Origin of the sequence: Pseudomonas sp. B14(2022) (genome assembly GCF_012030485.1) — a bacterium.
Taxonomy (GTDB): domain Bacteria; phylum Pseudomonadota; class Gammaproteobacteria; order Pseudomonadales; family Pseudomonadaceae; genus Aquipseudomonas.
The window spans coordinates 205,249-223,353 of record NZ_JAAUVM010000008.1 but is presented as its reverse complement, the minus strand read 5'-3'; the positions used below and the strand labels follow the sequence as shown (position 1 = coordinate 223,353).

17 protein-coding genes are annotated in these 18,105 nt (G+C 60.8%); 13 read left to right on the top strand and 4 right to left on the bottom strand.

Annotated features, from left to right (window positions below):
• Positions 1-3 precede the first annotated feature (3 nt).
• Positions 4-474, bottom strand: coding sequence for a DUF1289 domain-containing protein (locus HCF10_RS14775; protein ID WP_131696066.1), 471 nt, complete (start codon positions 472-474; stop codon positions 4-6).
• 396 nt (positions 475-870) lie between these two features.
• Between HCF10_RS14775 and acnB the strand changes: the two genes are divergently transcribed.
• On the top strand, positions 871-3,480 hold the full coding sequence (gene acnB, locus HCF10_RS14770; protein WP_131696636.1) for a bifunctional aconitate hydratase 2/2-methylisocitrate dehydratase: 2,610 nt from the start codon (positions 871-873) through the stop codon (positions 3,478-3,480).
• 120 nt (positions 3,481-3,600) lie between these two features.
• On the opposite strand, the gene HCF10_RS14765 is transcribed toward acnB, so the two are convergent.
• Both HCF10_RS14765 and HCF10_RS14760 read right to left on the bottom strand, forming a co-directional pair.
• Positions 3,601-5,250: a SulP family inorganic anion transporter gene (locus HCF10_RS14765; RefSeq protein WP_145337566.1), complete on the bottom strand. Its 1,650-nt coding sequence runs from the start codon at positions 5,248-5,250 to the stop codon at positions 3,601-3,603.
• 144 nt (positions 5,251-5,394) lie between these two features.
• Positions 5,395-6,672, bottom strand: a complete 1,278-nt coding sequence (locus HCF10_RS14760) for a serine/threonine transporter (RefSeq protein ID WP_145337565.1) — start codon at positions 6,670-6,672, stop codon at positions 5,395-5,397.
• Between the two features lie 446 nt (positions 6,673-7,118).
• Here HCF10_RS14760 and HCF10_RS14755 point away from each other — a divergent pair, with 446 nt between their 5' ends.
• From HCF10_RS14755 to HCF10_RS14715, 9 genes are all read left to right on the top strand, one after another.
• Positions 7,119-7,619, top strand: a complete 501-nt coding sequence (locus HCF10_RS14755; RefSeq protein WP_145337564.1) for a DUF4822 domain-containing protein — start codon at positions 7,119-7,121, stop codon at positions 7,617-7,619.
• Positions 7,620-7,671: 52 nt separating this feature from the next.
• The gene (locus tag HCF10_RS14750) at positions 7,672-8,091 is read left to right on the top strand and encodes a hypothetical protein (RefSeq protein ID WP_131700596.1); all 420 of its coding nucleotides are present in this window, start codon (positions 7,672-7,674) and stop codon (positions 8,089-8,091) included.
• A gap of 260 nt (positions 8,092-8,351) precedes the next feature.
• Positions 8,352-8,876 (top strand): cysteine hydrolase family protein, encoded by a 525-nt coding sequence (locus tag HCF10_RS14745; protein WP_167655837.1) that lies wholly within the window; start codon positions 8,352-8,354, stop codon positions 8,874-8,876.
• Between the two features lie 89 nt (positions 8,877-8,965).
• Positions 8,966-9,160 carry a hypothetical protein gene (locus tag HCF10_RS14740; protein ID WP_131700594.1) on the top strand — a complete coding sequence of 65 codons (195 nt, stop codon included), beginning with the start codon at positions 8,966-8,968 and terminating at the stop codon, positions 9,158-9,160.
• Between the two features lie 140 nt (positions 9,161-9,300).
• Positions 9,301-10,254, top strand: coding sequence for a 2-hydroxyacid dehydrogenase (locus tag HCF10_RS14735; RefSeq protein WP_131700593.1), 954 nt, complete (start codon positions 9,301-9,303; stop codon positions 10,252-10,254).
• A 129-nt stretch (positions 10,255-10,383) separates the two neighbouring features.
• Complete coding sequence (locus HCF10_RS14730) at positions 10,384-11,451, top strand: phosphotransferase family protein (protein ID WP_167655836.1); 1,068 nt, start codon at positions 10,384-10,386, stop codon at positions 11,449-11,451.
• A 10-nt stretch (positions 11,452-11,461) separates the two neighbouring features.
• Complete coding sequence (locus HCF10_RS14725; protein WP_027608558.1) at positions 11,462-12,229, top strand: SDR family oxidoreductase; 768 nt, start codon at positions 11,462-11,464, stop codon at positions 12,227-12,229.
• A gap of 70 nt (positions 12,230-12,299) precedes the next feature.
• A complete protein-coding gene (pdxR, locus tag HCF10_RS14720) occupies positions 12,300-13,733 on the top strand; it encodes a MocR-like pyridoxine biosynthesis transcription factor PdxR (protein ID WP_167655835.1) in 1,434 nt (477 codons plus the stop codon).
• 84 nt (positions 13,734-13,817) lie between these two features.
• A complete protein-coding gene (locus HCF10_RS14715; RefSeq protein WP_131700590.1) occupies positions 13,818-14,219 on the top strand; it encodes a cupin domain-containing protein in 402 nt (133 codons plus the stop codon).
• 81 nt (positions 14,220-14,300) lie between these two features.
• On the opposite strand, the gene HCF10_RS14710 is transcribed toward HCF10_RS14715, so the two are convergent.
• Entirely contained in the window at positions 14,301-14,930 is a 630-nt protein-coding gene (locus HCF10_RS14710) for a DNA-3-methyladenine glycosylase I (protein WP_167655834.1), read from the bottom strand.
• Positions 14,931-15,162: 232 nt separating this feature from the next.
• Between HCF10_RS14710 and HCF10_RS14705 the strand changes: the two genes are divergently transcribed.
• The 3 genes from HCF10_RS14705 to HCF10_RS14695 all read left to right on the top strand — a co-directional run bounded on the left by HCF10_RS14705 (position 15,163) and on the right by HCF10_RS14695 (position 18,028).
• Positions 15,163-16,473 (top strand): C4-dicarboxylate transporter DctA, encoded by a 1,311-nt coding sequence (locus HCF10_RS14705; RefSeq protein WP_145337557.1) that lies wholly within the window; start codon positions 15,163-15,165, stop codon positions 16,471-16,473.
• A 149-nt stretch (positions 16,474-16,622) separates the two neighbouring features.
• Positions 16,623-17,324, top strand: a complete 702-nt coding sequence (locus HCF10_RS14700; RefSeq protein WP_131700587.1) for a FadR/GntR family transcriptional regulator — start codon at positions 16,623-16,625, stop codon at positions 17,322-17,324.
• 17 nt (positions 17,325-17,341) lie between these two features.
• Entirely contained in the window at positions 17,342-18,028 is a 687-nt protein-coding gene (locus tag HCF10_RS14695; protein ID WP_131700586.1) for a GntR family transcriptional regulator, read from the top strand.
• The last annotated feature ends 77 nt before the right edge of the window (positions 18,029-18,105 follow it).

The window sequence follows — 18,105 nt, the reverse complement described above, 5'->3', positions numbered from 1 at the left end:
TTGTCAGTCAGCGAGCGCATCTTTCAGGAAAGCCGGGGCGATATAGCGCTGGTAATGCGCCTCGGACAGGATAAAGAACTCACGGTCGATGGCATCGCGCAGTTCCGGCAAGGCCCAGTCGCGAAACTCCGGCAACAGCACCATGCCGTACGCTTCCAGGTTATTGATCACCCGCGCCCCGCGGGCAATCAGCTGGTACGCCCAGCAGTACTCGGACTGGTGCGGCACGAAACGGATCTTGCGCTGCTCCAGTTGGCCTCGCAGGGTCTTGGGGTCGAAAATCTCGAGCTTGCCGGCCATCACCTGCACCAACAGTTGCTCCAGCCGCAGCCAGACCGCGCGTTTTTCTTCTTCGTTATAGCCATTCCACTGGATCACTTCGTGGTGGAAGCGCTTGCAGCCACGGCACACAAGATCGCCGTAAACCGTTGAGCAGAGGCCGACGCAGGGGGTCTTGATGGTTTGGTTGGACATGGGCAACAACACGCAAATCAGCGAAACAGTGCGCCATGTTAGCCCTTTGTCTAAGGTTGTTCACCCAGCAAACTTGGTGATGCAACTTACCTTTAGAAATTTTTTGCCGTAGAATCATCCGGCCTTGTAAGGCGCCAATAATCCGCTGGAAGCTGTTTTCAAAGCGTCACGAGCACAGTCGTTCCTTCAGAACGGTGTTGGCGATGGTTATCACCCGGTAGGTAATAGCCAGCGCCAACCCTCATCAGTTCCGTTCTGCAGGCGTAAAACTTTGAAAGCAGCTTCTGTAAGGAATGCCGGCAGCGCTGGCTTTGCGGCCCAAAAAGCCCCCGAGCGCATGCGTGCCGTTCATTTCTGGATGAGCGTCCCGTGGGACCACTGATGAGGGTAATAACTGTGCTTGAAGCCTACCGCAAACATATCGAAGAGCGTGCAGCACTGGGTATCGTTCCCCAGCCGCTTAACGCCGAACAAACCGCAGGCCTGGTCGAGCTGCTGAAGAATCCTCCGGCTGGCGAAGAAGAATTCCTCGTTGACCTGATCACCAACCGCATTCCACCAGGCGTTGACGAAGCTGCCTACGTCAAGGCCGGTTTCCTGTCTGCCCTGGCCAAGGGCGAAGCCACTTCCCCCCTGATCGACAAGAAACGCGCTGTTGAACTGCTCGGCACCATGCAGGGCGGCTACAACATCGTGACTTTGGTCGAGCTGCTGGACGACGCCGAGCTGGCGCCTGTCGCGGCCGCCCAACTCAAGCACACCCTGCTGATGTTCGACGCGTTCCACGACGTCGCCGAAAAAGCCCGCAACGGCAACGAGCACGCCAAAGGCGTGATCCAGTCCTGGGCTGACGGCGAGTGGTTCCGCAACCGCCCGACCCTGGCCGACAAGATCAGCCTGCGCGTGTTCAAGGTCACCGGCGAAACCAACACCGACGACCTGTCCCCTGCCCCGGACGCCTGGTCCCGCCCTGACATCCCGCTGCACGCCCTGGCCATGCTGAAAATGGCACGTGAAGGCATCGTGCCGGACGAGCAAGGCAAGACCGGCCCGATGAAGCAGATCGAAGAAATGCGCGGCCAAGGCTTCCCGATCGCCTACGTCGGTGACGTGGTCGGTACCGGTTCTTCGCGTAAATCCGCTACCAACTCGGTACTGTGGTTCTTCGGCGACGACGTTCCTTACGTGCCGAACAAGCGCGCCGGCGGCTTCTGCTTCGGCAGCAAGATCGCTCCAATCTTCTACAACACCATGGAAGATGCCGGCGCACTGCCAATCGAATTCGACGTGACCAACATGAACATGGGCGACGTGATCGACCTGTACCCTCATGCTGGCAAAGTCTGCAAACACGGCACCGACGAAGTCCTGACCACCTTCGAAATGAAGACCCCGGTCCTGTTGGACGAAGTTCGCGCCGGTGGCCGTATCCCGCTGATCATCGGCCGTGGCCTGACCGACAAGGCTCGCGCCGAGCTGGGCCTGGGCCCTACCGACCTGTTCAAGCTGCCTGAAGCACCGGTCGACACCGGCAAGGGTTTCACCCTGGCCCAGAAAATGGTCGGCAAGGCGTGCGGCCTGCCGGAAGGCAAAGGCGTTCGTCCAGGTACGTACTGCGAACCGAAGATGACCACCGTGGGTTCCCAGGACACCACCGGTCCGATGACCCGTGACGAGCTGAAAGACCTGGCGTGCCTGGGCTTCTCGACCGACCTGGTGATGCAGTCCTTCTGCCACACCGCGGCGTATCCAAAGCCGATCGACGTGACCACCCACCACACCCTGCCTGACTTCATCATGACCCGTGGCGGTGTATCGCTGCGTCCAGGCGACGGCATCATCCACAGCTGGCTGAACCGCATGCTGCTGCCGGATACCGTCGGCACCGGTGGTGACTCCCACACCCGTTTCCCGATGGGCATCTCGTTCCCGGCCGGTTCCGGTCTGGTCGCGTTCGCCGCCGCCACCGGCGTCATGCCGCTGGACATGCCGGAATCGATCCTGGTGCGCTTCAAAGGCAAAATGAAACCTGGCATCACCCTGCGTGACCTGGTTCATGCCATTCCTTACTACGCGATCCAGGCTGGCCTGCTGACCGTAGAGAAGAAAGGCAAGAAAAACGCCTTCTCCGGCCGCATCCTGGAAATCGAAGGCCTGAACGACCTGACGCTGGAGCAGGCTTTCGAGCTCTCCGACGCCTCGGCTGAACGTTCGGCTGCCGGTTGCACCATCAAGCTGTCGAAAGACTCCGTCACCGAGTACCTGAACTCCAACATCACCCTGCTGCGCTGGATGATCGGCGAAGGCTACGGCGATGCACGCACCCTGGAACGTCGCGCCCAAGCGATGGAAGCCTGGGTAGCCAACCCGGAACTGATGGAAGCCGATGCCGACGCGGAATACGCCGAAATCATCGAGATCGACCTGGCCGAAATCAACGAGCCGATCCTCTGCGCACCGAACGACCCGGACGACGCCCGTCTGTTGTCCAGCGTTGCCGGCGAGAAGATCGACGAAGTGTTCATCGGTTCGTGCATGACCAACATCGGTCACTTCCGCGCTGCCGGTAAGCTGCTGGAGCAAGTCAAGGGTCAGCTGCCAACGCGTCTGTGGCTGTCGCCGCCGACCAAGATGGACGCTCACCAGCTGACCGAAGAAGGCTACTACGGCATCTACGGCAAGGCTGGCGCGCGCATGGAAATGCCGGGCTGCTCGCTGTGCATGGGTAACCAGGCACGTGTAGAGCCGAACTCGACCGTGGTATCGACGTCGACCCGTAACTTCCCGAACCGTCTGGGTGATGGCGCGAACGTCTACCTGGCTTCGGCTGAGCTGGCGGCAGTCGCCTCCACCCTGGGTCGCCTGCCGACCGTCGAAGAGTACATGGGCTACGCAGCGAAACTGGACACCATGGCCAGTGACGTCTACCGCTACCTGAACTTCGACCAGATCGCCGAGTTCCGCAAAATCGCAGCAAGCGCCAACATCCCGGTCATTCAAGCTTAACGGTGTGTTGATGTGAAAGACGCCGCGTATCGCAAGGTACGCGGCGTTTTTTTATGCCTGGAATACAAACACACTCAGTTCCGTCACTGACCCACCGCTATCGGGGGCAAGCCCCACGCGTCACGCTTTGCTCACCTCAAGCGCCAGCTGCACCGCGCCATCGACGCTCAAGCCACTGAGCAGCACATGGGGCGCCAATGCTTCAGGCAACCCCTGCAACACCTCACGGGCCTCATGCCGCACGCGGGCCAGCACCAGGCGCTTGCCCTCCCCGTGCACCTGGGCAAAGAACGCCGCCAGCGCTTCGATGCTGGTACCGTCGAGGTCCGGCGATTCTTCCAGGCTCAACACCACCGCCTCGACCGGCGACTGACGCATCAGGCGCAAGGCCGCGCCCAGGATGCGCTCGGCATTCGCAAAAAACAGCGCTTCGCTGGGCCGTACGATCAATACCCCCGGCACGGCCAGGGCATCGACATGGTGCTGGCGGTCGACAAAGTCATGGCTGCCACCCAGGCGGCCCAGCACTTGAATGTCGGCGGACGACATCTGGCGCAGCATCAACATCACACTGATCGCGACCGCGAGCAGCAGACCATCCAGCACGCCCAGCACCAGCACCGCCGTCACCGCACAGATCACCAGCACGCGATCGCGGCGCCACAGGAAATAACGCCCCAGCGGCTGCAAGCTCAAGCCTCGACCCAGGGCATAGATGACAACCGCCGCCAGCACGGGCTCCGGCGTGAGCGCGACATAGGGCAGCACCGTCAGCACGATCAGCAATATCACCAGCGCCGCGACAATCCCCGCCAGGCGCGAATAGGCGCCGGCCGCCTCGTTGGCCGAGGTCGCCGAATATCCGGCACCGGCCGGCATGCCGTGGAACAGACCGGAGACCAGATTGGCCGCGCCCAGCGCCAGCAGGTCACGGTTGGATGACACGCGGTCGCCATGCTTGAGCGCGAACGAACTGATAGAGCCGTAGGACTCTGCGTACAGGATCATCACCAGCGCAAACGCCAATTCCCCGAGGCGCAGCCAGTCGGCAAACGGCAGTACCGGCAAATGCCCCAGCTCCAGGCGCAGGTCGATCATGCCGATCTGCGCCACGCCATAGGCCTGCAGGTCCAGGTACTGCCCGGCAGCAATGCCGAGCACCACGACCACCAGGCCACCGGGCAGGCGCGGGAAGCGTGCGCACAGCCACAACACCAGCAACGCCAGCGCCGCCACCAGTGCCGCCGGCCAATTCCAGCGCGGTAGCTGCTCCAGCAACTGCGGCAGAAAACGGATCAGGTTGTTATCGGTCAGGTGCACGCCCACCACACTGGCCAATTGTTTAAGGATGATGGTCAGCGCCAGGCCGAAGGCGAAGCCACGCAACACCGGCTTGGCGATAAACGAGGTGACGCCGCCAAGCTTGAACAGGCCGGCCAACAGGAAAAACACCCCGGTCAGCAACACCAGCCCGAAGGCCAGGGACAGCCTCAATGTCGGGTCATCCCCCGCCAGGCTGGCCGTGGCGGCCGCCAACACCGCTGCCGACGACGAGGTGGCCGAGACAATCGCAAAGCGGCTGGTGCCGAACAGGCCGTAGCACACCAACCCGGCAAACAGCGCGATCACCCCGGCCTGGGGCGGCAGCGCGGCAATACTGGAATAGGCAACGGCCTCCGGCAGCAGCAAACCCGCGATGGATAAACCGGCCAGCACGTCTTGGATGCGGTTCGACGGTACGACAACGGGCGCATCGGTTTCAGTCTTCAATCGGCCCAACCCATCCTGGCAAAAAGCGTGCGTAAGCTTAGCCCTCATTGCCCGGCTGCGGTTGAGCCGCGTCAGCTTTTGCGCAGGCAAAAAAAAGCCGATTCGTGCTGTGCACGAATCGGCCTGTTTGCGTACGCCCCGGTGTCAGGACATCAGCGAGTAAATCAATGCAGTAATCGCCACCAGGCCCACCCCCGTGACAAACACGTTGGACGCCTGCCCACGGTACTTAGCCATGGCCGGCACCTTGCGGATCGCGTACATCGGCATCAGGAACAGGATCGATGCAATGATCGGCCCGCCCAGGGTCTGGATCATGCCGAGGATGCTTGGGTTCAGCGTGGCCACGATCCAGCACACCACCAGCATGAAGGCGGCGGTCATGCGGTCGAGGGTCTTGGCGGCCGGGCGGCGACCGCTTTTGAGCACCAGGCCCTTGAGGCCTTCGCTGGCACCGATGTAGTGGCCCAGGAACGACTTGGCAATCGCCACGAACGCGATCAACGGCGCGGCAAACGCGATGGTCGGGTTGTTGAAGTGGTTGGCCAGGTACGACAGGATCGACAGGTTCTGCGCTTTCGCCTCACCCAACTGCGCCGGCGACAGGGTCAGCACGCAGCTGAACACGAAGAACAGCACCATCACCACCATCAACAGGTGCGCGCGGGACAGGATCTGCGAACTGCGTTCATCGGCGTGTTCGCCATACTGGCGCTTCTGGTCGACTGCGAACGCCGAGATGATCGGCGAGTGGTTGAACGAGAACACCATCACCGGAATCGCCAGCCATAGGGTATTGAGCAGGGCCGCAGGCGCCGGGACCACACTCGCAGTGCTGAGGATCCCACCGTTCCAATGCGGGATCAGGTACACCGCGAGGAACAGCAAGGCGACGATAAACGGGTACACCATCATGCTCATGGCCTTGACGATCACCTGTTCACCGCACCGCACCACCGCCAGCAAACCGAAGATCAGCACAAACGCCAGCAGTGCCCGTGGCGGCGGCATGATGTGCAACTGGTGTTCCATAAAGCTGCTGACCGTGTTGGTCAGGGCCACGCTGTAGATCAGCAGGATCGGGAAGATCGCGAAGAAGTACAGCAGCGTGATCAACGCACCGGCCTTGACGCCGAAATGTTCTTCGACCACATCGGTAATGTCGGAACCGGCACGACCGGAGAGTACGAAACGGGTCAGGCCACGGTGGGCAAAGAACGTCATCGGGAACGCCAGCACCGCCAGGATCACCAAGGGCCAGAAGCCGCCCAGGCCGGCGTTGATCGGCAGGAACAAAGTGCCGGCGCCAATGGCGGTGCCGAACAGGCCAAGCATCCAGGTGGTGTCCTGGCGGCTCCAGCTTGTGAGGGTTGCAGGTGTCGTTGCATAGCGTTCGTCGACGCTATTGGCCTGATCATTCATCCGGTCGGATCTCCGCATTTACACGGCCGGGACGAGTCAGAAAAACCTGACAGGCAGCGCCCCGACCATAGAAGGGGCCGGATTGTCCGGGATTCTCGTGAATAAGCAAAGACTTAGCTGAGGAACGGTTGACCGGTGCAGGCGCTCAGGAGCAGCCATAGCCAAGGGTGCCAGGGTGATGCCGCCGGCTTCTTGAATGACTGCCAAGAAGCTTCCAAGAGATCGACTTGAGCGGCTGACTTTAATATTCCTCGTACTTTTTAGAGAAACCTCCTACAGAAAAACCAGATAACTTTCATAGCCAATTAAAATTCAAACCCCCAAACCATTATAATTGTTACACAACCATACATCGCCATTGAGCGCACCAGAACCCCGAACTAACATCGCGCCGCCTCAATCGAAAAAAAACAACAACATGCTATTTAAATAACAAGGATTCGAACATGCGAAGATTCACTGTTGTTTTTACTGGTTTGTTAATCACGGGCCTACTTTTCTCGTCCGAAAGTTACGCCAATCAAGCGGCACCTGAACCTGACATTCACGCACTGGCCTCCTCGCCCCAATGGCTGACCACCAAGGTTTATATCGAAGGCGAGCCGGACACCGACGTCAAGGCCAACTACCCCGGCGTGGTCGGCATCTCGATGTGGGACCCGCAGCGCAATCGCTATGAGTTCTTCTACACCGATACAGGCCGCTCGAAATACGCCGATGGCGGCGGCGGTTATTTCCTTGTCACCGGCGACAAGCAGACCCATATCCTGGTCCCTGACGTTGGCCCGACCAGAACCATTGTCAGAAGGCTCGAAAAACTCGACAGCAGCGAATTCACCTATTCTCGCGAAGTGCCGCGCGACATGGTCAGCACTAACCCTCCCGTTCGAATTTATGTGGTGCACGCGCCCTACACCGGCCCCATGAAGACAGTCATGTCGAACTAATTAAACATTAATGTTTAGCGATAATATCGAATAACAAGCGAGGCACCTGACAATGAACAAGCGCAAACTCTTAATACCTGCACTGCTGGCCGCAACCCTGTTAACCGGTGTAGCGACTGCACAAACGTCAACAACCCCTCCGGTAAAAAACGCGGCTGCCACGCCGGACAACGCCGTCATGTTGACCGTGTTTCTTAAACACGATCAATCACGCCCGCTGGGCGAGTTGAAAGAACAACTGGCCAAGCAGGCGTTTCACAAAGTATTCCCGCCTGCCGGGGTGGAAGTGGTCAGTTGGAACATCACCATGGGCATCGGGCAAGTCGTCGTGCTGCGCCTGCCGGCGTCGCGGCTGGCAGAAGTCAACCTGGCGATTGAAAACACCGCATGGGGTGTCTACACCACGGAATTCTTCCCCACCTACAATTTCATGCCCATCGCACAAGCAGAGCAGGAAAAGGCACGCCAATGAGCTGTCGGATCAGTCCCTAGGGGCCGTACGAAACACCCTACTATCCGTTGACAGCCGCGCGCGTGACGCAGCATGATCGGGGCCATGAACCTGACTCAGCCATTCCTCACCCGCACCACCACCACGACCGCTCCAGGCGGGTCGTGCGGTTGCCGTGGGTGCTTGAACTAAACACTTCACGGATTCACCCCAAGGCCCCGCCAGCAATGGACGGGGCCTTTTTATTGCTCCGTCGCCTGGCATTCACAAGGAGCAACACCATGACTGACGCCCTATTAATCATCGATATGCAAACCGGCTTGTACGACGCCCCGGACAAACCTTTCGAACGCGAGCGTGTCCTTGCCACCATCAACCAACTGATCGGGCGAGCCCGTGAAGCGAATAGGCCGATCTTCGTCGCCCGCCATACCGGCCCGGAAGGCTCGCCGATAGCAGCAGGCAGCCCGTATTGGCAACTGTGGCACGGGCTGCACGTAGACGAGGCCCGCGACCACCTCTTCAATAAAACCCGCCCCAGTTGCTTCCTGGGCACCAACCTGGCGCAGCAACTGCGCGCCGCAGAGGTCCATCAGTTGGTCATTGTCGGGATGAAAACCCAGTTCTGCATCGACACCACCTGCCGGGTGGCGGTAGAACTGGGCTTTTCGGTGGTATTGCCTGAAGACGGCCATACCTGCATGGACACCTTGGCACTGAACGCCAAGGCAATTATCGAGCATCACAACGCGACGCTGGCGGGGGCGTTTGCGCGGCGTGTGAAAGCAGCTGACGTCAACTTCTGACAAGGCATTGACGACAATTCATTTAAATCAGGAACGTTAATCCCAAACCGCCCCACCCAGATAACGCATCTAACTTTGGAGATTTCACCATGACCACTTCCTCCCTGAACCTGTCCAACGCCGGTCAGTTGGTCGACAGCGTATCGTCCTACATTGCCGCTCAAATCGATCCAAAAGAAAAGCCCAAGCCACCGCAGACAGATACGTTCCCGTTCAACGGCATTGAGTATTCCGCCGCGCCCAAACCTCGCAACACCATGATCCCCACACCGCGAATTGGCTAAAGCGCCGTGACTCATCAGGGTGGTGGATCCATGCGATGGGTTCATCGCCCCCTCACCGCGCCTTAAAGCCTCTCACGCCACCGTCACGGGAAATGTCGCATACTCTCTCTTCCATCCTGCCCCTTAGGAAGAGCCGCCTCATGCCCGCAACCGTTCTGGTCCTGGTTGAAACCATCAACGACTACCTGCCGATCATCGAGAGCAACGACTTTCATGTGATTCTGGCGCCAACCCCCTCCGAACGCGCCCAAGCCATCAAGACCCATGGCGGGCAAATCAAGGCCGTGCTCACCCGTGGCCCGCTGGGGCTGTACGCCGAGGAAATCGCCGCCCTGCCGCTGCTGGAGATTATCTGCGTGATCGGCGCCGGCTATGAGCATGTAGACCTGCAGGCCGCCAGCAATCGCGGGATTGTCGTCACCAATGGCGCCGGGGTGAATGCGCCGTCGGTGGCCGACCACGCCATGGCGCTGCTGCTGTCGCTGGTGCGCGGCATTCCCCAGACGGACGCAGCGGTGCGCCGTAGCGAGTGGCCCAAGGTCATGCGCCCGTCCCTGGGCGGCAAGCAACTGGGTATCCTCGGGCTGGGTGCGGTGGGCCTGGAGATCGCCAAGCGCGCAGCCCTCGGCTTTGGCATGCAAGTGAGCTATCACAACCGCCAGCCGCGCGATGACGTGGACTACACCTACTGCTCCACTGCCGTGGAACTGGCGCGTGCCTCGGACTTCCTGATCCTGGCCACGCCCGGCGGCGCCGGCACGCGCCACTTGATCGACCGTCACGCCCTTGACGCCCTCGGCCCGAATGGTTACCTGGTGAATATCGGCCGTGGCAGCGTGGTGGTCACCGACGACCTGGTCGCCGCCCTTGAGCAACGCCGTATCGGTGGCGCCGCGCTGGACGTGTTCGACGATGAACCCAAGGTGCCGGATGCCCTCAAGCGCTTGAGCAATACCGTGCTCACGTCCCATGTAGCCGGGCTGTCACCGGAAGCCGCCCACGATACCGTGCAGCGTGTGGCCGACAACCTGCTGGAGTACTTCGCCGGCCGTCCGGTGCTCACCCCGGTCGTCCTGCCCCCGCCCGTAAAATGACCAATCAGGCACGCTGATCACCCTTCAACACGCTAACCTATTAAGCCGCCCCGTCCTTGTCGCTGGGCGGTGGTGCGCATTAGATTAGGAAATAGTCCGACGCCTTTAGAATAAGCAGAAGGGATAAGCATGGCGCTTAACGACCAATCGACCCAGATTCGCCCAGGCGAAGAACTTGATGCCAACCTGATCGATCCCTACCTCAAGGCCCATATCCCGGGCCTGAGCGGCATGCCCACGATCAGCCAGTTCCCCGGTGGTGCGTCCAACCTCACCTACCTGCTGGAATACCCGGACCAGGAGTTCGTGCTGCGTCGCCCACCCTTTGGCCACAAGGCCAAGTCCGCCCACGACATGGGCCGCGAATACCGCATTCTAAATCAGCTCAAGGATGGCTTCCCGTATTGCCCCAAGGCCTATGTGCACTGCACCGACGAGTCGGTGATCGGCGCCGAGTTCTATGTGATGGAACGGGTCAACGGCATCATCCTGCGTTCCGACCTGCCCGCCGAACTGGGCCTGGATGCCACCCAGACCGAGGCGCTGTGCAAAAGCTTTATCGACAAGTTCGTCGAACTGCACCAGGTCGACTACCGCGCCTGCGGCCTGGCCGACCTGGGCAAGCCGGAAGGTTATGTGGCACGCCAGATCGGCGGCTGGAGCGATCGCTACGAGAAAGCCCTGACCCCCGACGCGCCCAAATGGGAGGCCGTACGCGCCTGGCTCAACGAAAAAATGCCCGCCGACCATCCCACCTCGAGCATCGTGCACAACGACTACCGCTTCGATAACGTGATCCTCGACCCGCACAACCCGATGCAGATCATCGGCGTGCTGGATTGGGAACTGACCACCCTCGGCGACCCGCTGATGGACCTGGGCAACACCCTCGCCTACTGGATCGAAGCCGGCGACCCGGCACCGGTACAACTGATGCGCCGCCAACCGAGCAATGCCCCCGGCATGCTCACCCGCCGCCAGTTCGTGGATTACTACGCCGAGCGCTCGGGCATCCAGATCGACAATTTCGACTTCTACTACACCTACGGCCTGTTCCGCCTGGCCGGCATCGTGCAGCAGATCTACTACCGCTTCTTCCACGGCCAGACCCAGGACAAACGCTTTGCGCAGTTCATCCAGATGAACAAGCTGCTGGAGCAGATGAGCCTGAATGTCATCGGTAAATCAGCCCTCTAAGGAATCGCTAATGTCCAAGACCCACCTGTTCGACCTCGACGGCAAGATTGCCTTTGTGTCCGGCGCCAGCCGTGGCATCGGTGAAGCCATCGCCAAGTTGCTGGCCCAGCAAGGCGCCCATGTGATCGTCTCCAGCCGCAAGCTCGAAGGCTGCCAGCATGTGGCGGATGCCATCATCGCCGACGGCGGCAAGGCCACGGCAATTGCCTGTCATATCGGCGAGATGGAGCAGATCACCCAAGTGTTCGCCGGGATTCGCGAGCAGTTCGGCCGCCTGGACATCCTGGTCAACAATGCCGCGACCAACCCGCAGTTCTGCAACGTACTGGACACCGACCTCGGCGCCTTCCAGAAGACCGTGGACGTGAACATTCGTGGCTACTTCTTCATGTCGGTGGAAGCCGGCAAGCTGATGCGTGAGAACGGCGGCGGCAGCATCATCAACGTGGCGTCGATTAACGGTATTTCGCCGGGGGTGTTCCAGGGCATCTACTCGGTGACCAAGGCCGCCGTGATCAACATGACCAAGGTGTTCGCCAAGGAATGCGCCGAGTTCGGCATTCGTTGCAACGCCCTGCTGCCGGGCCTGACCGACACCAAGTTCGCCTCGGCGCTGGTGAAGAACGACGCGATCCTGAAAATGGCCCTGGCGCAGATCCCGCTCAAGCGCGTGGCCGACCCGAGCGAGATGGCCGGCGCGGTGCTGTATTTGGCCAGCGACGCGTCGAGCTACACCACCGGTGTGTCGCTGAATGTGGATGGCGGCTTCCTGTCCTGAGTGCGCCTGGGTTTCTACAGATCGATTTACGCGTAACCTTGGCGCAGATCGATCTGTCTCAGGATGAAACATGGAACTCCACATCGTCATCAACGGGCGCAAGGACCTGGCGGCCCAGCTTTATCAGCAGTTGCGTGAAGCCATCGCCACCGGGCGTCTCTCGGCGGGCGCGCAACTGCCACCCAGCCGCCTGCTGGCCGAGCAATTAGGTGTATCGCGCAAGACCGTATCCGACACCTACGCCACGTTGACCTACGAAGGCCTGCTGGTGGGCAAGATTGGCCGTGGCACCTTCGTCAACGCGTGGGCGCCACAGCCGAATCGCGTGCAGACCGCCACCGACGTGGCCTGCGCCGCCAACCTGGCGAAGTGGCAGTCGCTGCCCTCGCCCATGCGCCATCCCACCCGCGACAGCACGTTGCGCTACGAATTTATCGGCGGCGCCACCAGCCGCAACCAGTTCCCCCAGGACGAATGGCGGCGCTGCACCCAGGACGCGCTGCGGCGCATCGCCCAGAACAGTGGGTTCTACAGCCAGCCCGAAGGGTTGCCGGCACTGCGCAGTGCCATCGCCGGGCATATCGCGTTTTCCCGTGGGGTCAAATGCCGCGACAGCGACATCGTGGTCACCAACGGCGCGCAGCAGGCGTTGGATCTGATCGCCCGTGTGGTGCTGGAGCCGGGCAGCATCGTCGCCATGGAAGATCCCGGCTACAGCCCCGCGCGCCAGTTGTTCATGGCGATGGGGGCGCGGGTCATCGGTGTGCCCGTCGATGAGCAAGGCATCCAGGTCGAGCAGGTCCCCGATGGCGCACGGCTGATCTACGTCACGCCCTCCCACCAGTTTCCCCTCGGCATGCCCATGAGCCTGTCACGTCGAGAGGCACTGCTGGCGCGCGCCTTCGAGCTGGGTGCGATCATCATCGAGGACGACTACGACAGCGAGTTCCGCTACGAAGGCCGCCCCACCGATTCCCTGCAAAGCATGGACAGCCGTGGCGTGGTCACCTACGTCGGCACCTTCTCTAAAACCCTGCTGCCCGAGCTGCGCCTGGGCTACGCGGTGCTGCCACCGGCGATTTACGGCGCGGTGCTCAAGGCCAAGCAATTGACCGACCAGCACAGCTCCACGTTGCCGCAATGGGCGCTGGCCAAGTTCATCAGTGAAGGCTATTTGCTCAAGCATATTCGCCGCTGCCACACCGTGTACGCCGGGCGCCGCGAGCGCATTTTGCAGCGCCTGGCGGGCGACCTGTCGCCGTGGTTCGAAGCGGTCCCCACCGTGGCCGGGTTCCATATGGCGGCGTTGAGCAAAGTACCGGTGAATATCCCGTTGTTGATGGAACTGGCGCGCCAGGTGGAAGTCGGCCTGTACCCGCTGGATGTGTTCTTCCACGACACGCCGGTGCGCCCGGGCCTGATCATCGGGTTTGGGGCCATCGAGACCCTCGACATCGACCCGGCGCTGGACAAGGTGCGCGATATTCTCCAGCAGATTGGCTAAGGGGTTTTCCGGCGGATTGGTCATTGGTCGCTCGAAAATCCCGGCGTACGGTGGGCAGGTCTCGAACTTCTCGGAAACTTCGCCATGAAACGCCTGCTCGCCACCCCCCTGATGCTCGCCTCGCTCAGCGCCTTTGCCCATGAGCCCGTGTACAACCAGGAATCGATCAAAGTCCTGCAAGAACACGCGCTGACCACTGTGCCCGGCAAGAAAACTCTCATGCTCACCGTCGACTACGCCCCCGGCCAGGCCAGCGTGCCCCATAGCCATACTGGCACGGCCGTGGCCTACGTGCTCGAAGGCGCGATCACTTCGCGGGTCAATGATGAGAAAGCGAAAACCTACAAGGTCGGCGAATCGTTCTACGAGCCGGCCGGCTCGCGGCATTTCGAATCCAGCAATGCCAGCCAGACCCAGCCGGCCAGGTTGCTGGTGGTGATGGTGCTGGATGACAAGGCCGAGGTGCTGACCCCGCTTCCAAAATGATCAACCGAACCACCAATCAGAGGTGTGGGTGGGGTGCTAAATGTGGGAGGGGCTTGCCCGCGATAGCGGTGAGTCAGCGACTCACGGGCGTTTGAACTGGCGGCGCAGCGCTTCAATCTTTGGACGGCACGCACACCCTTCAAGGTGATCATTGACCATCCCCATCGCCTGCATCAGCGCATACATCGTGGTCGGCCCGACGAACGTCCAGCCACGTTTCTTCAAGGCCTTGGACAGTCGCACCGAGGCCGGTGAGGTGGGGTTGCCAATCCAGTAAGCCAGGTCCACCACTGCCGGGCGCTCTTCGGGGCCGGGTTCGAATGCCCACAACCACTGCGCCAGCGAGCCGGTCTCTTCCACCAGCTCACACGCCCGGCGGGCGTTGTTGATCGTGGAAACGATCTTCGCCCGATTACGCACGATGCCCGGGTCCTGCATCAGCCGCTCGATATCCGCCTCGCCGTAATGCGCCACCCGGCGAAAATCAAACCCTTCGAACGCGGCGCGAAACTGCTCGCGCTTGCGCAGGATGGTGATCCAGGCCATACCGGCCTGAAAACCTTCCAGGCAAATCTTCTCGTACAGCTGAACATCATCCGCCACCGGCACGCCCCACTCGTGGTCGTGATAACGGGGGTATTCCGGCGCAGCCGTGCGCCAGGTGCAGTGGGTCTGCCCGGTTTCGTCGGTGGTCAGTCCTGAGTTATCCATCCATCACCTCATGTGCCAGGCGGCGGATGATAAGCGAAAAAATTTGTGCGCCGCCAACCGCTCAAGCATCAACCTTCTCGACCAACTGGTCAGACCGCAACCTTCCAACCGACGAATTATTACTTGTGATTTCAAAAATACCTGGCCTAGACTGGCCACGCACTGGACTTACCGGTATGACCACAACAATTAAGCCCCGGAACCACCGGGGCACCGAATAGAGATCTCTCCCATGCTCAGATGGTGCTCGCGTTCGATTTTCCTGCAAGTCGTGATTGGCCTGATGCTCGGCATCGTGTGCGGCCTGGCCCTTCCCGAATTCTCCTCGCAACTCAAGCCCCTGGGTGACGGCTTTATCAAGCTGATCAAGATGCTGATCGGCCTGATCGTGTTCTGCGTGGTGGTCAGTGGTATTTCCGGGGCCGGCGACTTGAAGAAGGTCGGGCGCATCGGCCTCAAGTCGGTGATCTACTTCGAAGTGCTCACCACCATCGCGCTGGTGATCGGCCTGATCATGGCCTTCAGCACCGGGATCGGCACGGGCGCCAATATCCATCTGGAACAGCTGTCCTCCGCCGGCCTCAATGAACTGGCCGACAAGGGCCAGCACATCAAGGGCACCAGCCAGTTCCTGATGGACCTGATCCCCAACTCGGTGATCGGCGCCTTTGCCGACAACAATGTGCTGCAAGTGCTGCTGTTTTCGGTACTGTTCGGCAGCGCGTTGAACCTGGTGGGCGAAGCGGCTTCCGGTATCACACGGCTGATCAACGAACTGAGCCACGTGATTTTCCGCATCATGGGCATGATCGTGCGCCTGGCGCCCATCGGCGTGTTTGGTGCGATCGCCTTCACCACCAGCACCTACGGGCTGGACTCCCTGCAACACTTGGGGAGCCTGGTGGGCCTGTTCTACCTGACCTGCTTCGCCTTCGTCGCGCTGATCCTCGGCCTGGTGATGCGCGTGTCTGGGCTGCGCATGCTGCCGCTGCTCAAGTACCTGCGCGAAGAGCTGCTGATCGTGATGGGCACCGCCTCCTCCGACGCGGTGCTGCCGCAGGTCATGCGCAAACTCGAACACCTGGGCATTGGCAGCTCCACCGTGGGCCTGGTGATTCCCACCGGGTATTCATTCAACCTCGACGGTTTCTCGATCTACCTGACCCTGGCCATCGTGTTTATCGCCAACGCCACCGGTACACCGCTGTCGATGACCGACCTGATGACCATCCTGCTGGTGTCGTTGATCACCTCCAAGGGCGCCCATGGGATTCCCGGCTCGGCGCTGGTGATCCTGGCGGCAACGCTCACGGCGATCCCGGCGATTCCGGTGGTCGGTTTGGTGCTGGTATTGGCAGTGGATTGGTTCATGGGCATCGGTCGCGCCTTGACCAACCTGATCGGCAACTGCGTGGCCACCGTGGCCATTGCCCGCTGGGAAAAAGACATCGATATCCAACGCGCCAACAAGGTGCTCGACGGCCAGCAAGGCTATGCGTTCCAGGCCAAGAAGCCGGTAGTGCCGGCGCACCAGGAGTTCTAACGCTGTCTCATGGGCAACACTGGCTAATGTGGGAGGGGGCTTGCCCCCGGATGAGGACGGTCAGTTGATCTATCTGTAACTGATCCACCGCCATCGAGGGCAAGCCCCCTCCCACATGACTGTATTAGCAACATTAAGGAAGTATCGACGTGATCAGCACCTCAACCGTCGTCAATTCAGTCGTAGAAAAACTCCGCGCCGCCCTGGCGCGGGGTCAGTGGCGCCGGGGCGAAATGTTGCCCGGCCAGCGCGAACTGGCCGAACAGATGGGCATCAGCCGCCCCAGCCTGCGTGAAGCGGTCATCGTGCTCGAAACCCTCGGCCTGGTGCGCTCCATGCCCGGCAAAGGCGTGGTTGTGCTCGAAACCAGCGTCAGCGAACCGCAATCGAGCGACGCCGTGGCCGACGCCAGTCTCGAAGACATCCTTCAACTGCGCTACACCCTCGAACCCTTTATCGTCGGCCTTGTGGCCCAGTCCATCAGCAGCAAGGAAGTCGGCCAATTGCGCCTGACCCTGATGGACATGCGCGAGGCCCTGGATGCCGGTGACGCCGAAGCCGGCATGAACGCCTACCTCGATTTTCACGAAGAACTGTTCGCGCTCACCTCCAACCCGATCTTCCAGAACGTGGTTCAGCAAACCAGCAACGCCCTCAAGCAAAGCGCCCAGGTACTGCGCAACTCCCCCGAGCACCTGGCGGAACGCCTGCAGGAAAATGAAGCGGTGGTCCGCGCCATCCGCAACAAGAACAGCGCCCTGGCCAGCGCCGAGATGCGTCGGCACATCCTCCAGGAAGGCCTGCGCATGGGCATTCACTTGAACATCCCGGACGACCACCTGGGCAGTTGATTTTTTGGAGACCGGCCATGACCGCTCACGCCCTGCAACACGACCCCTTCCTGCCGACCCTGCGCCTGGTGGCCGGTAAAAAGCCTTCGGTGGATGACATCTACCCACGGTTGTTCGACGCGATCCTCGAACAACGCATCGCCCCGTCCAGCCGCTTTACCGAAGAGGGCCTGGGCGAAAGCTTTGGCGTCAGCCGCAGCGTGATCCGGCGGGTGCTGGCCAAGCTGTCCCATCAGCAAGTGGTCATCCTGCGTCCCAACCAGAGGGCCCAGGTGGCGGCGCCGGATGCCCAGCAGGCGCGGCAGATCCTGGAAGCACGGCGCATGACCGAAATCACGGTGGTGCAATTGGCCTGCGCCCAGGCAACATCCGCGCATATACGCCAGCTGCGCGAGCTGATAGCACGGGAACGCGACTGTATTGAACGCAACCAGCGAGGGCCGGCGATTCGATTGTCAGGGGAGTTTCACCTGCAATTGGCGCAGATGGCGGGCAACGCGCCGTTGGCGCAGTTCATCAACAGCCTGGTGCCGTTGACGTCGTTGATCATTGCCCAATTCGAAGCAAAAGCCTGCACGTATTGCGCGTGGCAGGAGCATGTGGCGATTGTGGATGCGGTGGAGCAACGCGACTCAAGCACCGCAGTGGCCCTGATGACCCAGCACCTGGATCACCTGGAAAGCAAATTACTCAAACACCACTGACCTTCAGATAAATGAAGATCCAAATGTGGGAGGGGGCTTGCTCCCGATCGCGGTGGGTCAGTCATGTATGTATTGAC